At 58.7% G+C, this 920-nt stretch carries 1 protein-coding gene; it reads left to right on the top strand.

Going from position 1 to position 920, the window contains the following annotated elements; genetic code table 11:
- Window positions 1-920, top strand: a 920-nt coding sequence (locus NC796_RS26610) for a mandelate racemase/muconate lactonizing enzyme family protein (RefSeq protein WP_310688926.1), incomplete at both ends; no start/stop codon positions are given.

Genomic DNA, 920 nt, shown 5'->3' on the forward strand with positions numbered 1-920 from the left:
TTCGGCGGGGCCCAGTCGGGGATGTACCTGGCGGCGCTGGCGGCCGTGGAAACGGCCCTGTGGGACCTGGCCGGGAAGGCGCTGGACATTCCGGTATACCAGCTGCTGGGGGGCAAGTTTCGCGACCGGCTGCGGGTGTACATGGATACGGCCCTCTACCAGTCGAGCCTGCCGAGCCCGGAGGATTTTGCTAAAAGTGCACAGACGGCAGTGGATTACGGCATGACAGCCGTCAAATTTGACCTGGACCAGGCCAACGATCCCGCCCGGTGGGACCAGTATAACTGGACGGTCAGCCACGGGGAAATTGAACGGATGTATAACCAGATGATGGCGGCCCGCGAGCAGGTGGGCCCGGATGTGGATATCTGCGCGGATATGCACGGGCGCTACGATCTGCCATCGGCCAAAAAGGTAGCACGCAAGATGGAGCCGGTGAACCTGATGTGGCTGGAGGACCCGATTCCGGCCGAAAACGCGGAGGCCTACAAATATATCCAGACCGAGACTTCGACCCCGCTGTGCACCGGTGAGAACCTCTACCTGGCCCACGAGTTCCGGGAGCTGTTTGAGATCGGAGCGGTGGATATGATTATGCCGGACCTGCAGAAGTGTGGGGGCTTGGGAGAAGGTCAGCGAATAGCTAATCTTGCCCAACTGTATTACATCCCGTTTGCTCCGCACATGGTCTCCTCCTACCTGGGGGCGATGGCGACGGCCCACGTGTGCGCGTCGGTGCCCAACTTTATGATTATGGAATGGCAGATCTATTTTCATGAAGACCCGATGTTCAAGGAGATTGTCACCTGGGAAGGCCCGATGGTGGATGAGGAAGGATTCCTGCCATTGTCAGAAAAACCGGGCATTGGCGTAGAGATCAACGAGGAGGGGATGCGGAAATATGCTACCGAAGGGTATCC

It is taken from the genome of Aliifodinibius sp. S!AR15-10, from assembly GCF_031569985.1.
Lineage (GTDB): Bacteria > Bacteroidota > Rhodothermia > Balneolales > Balneolaceae > JAMQKA01.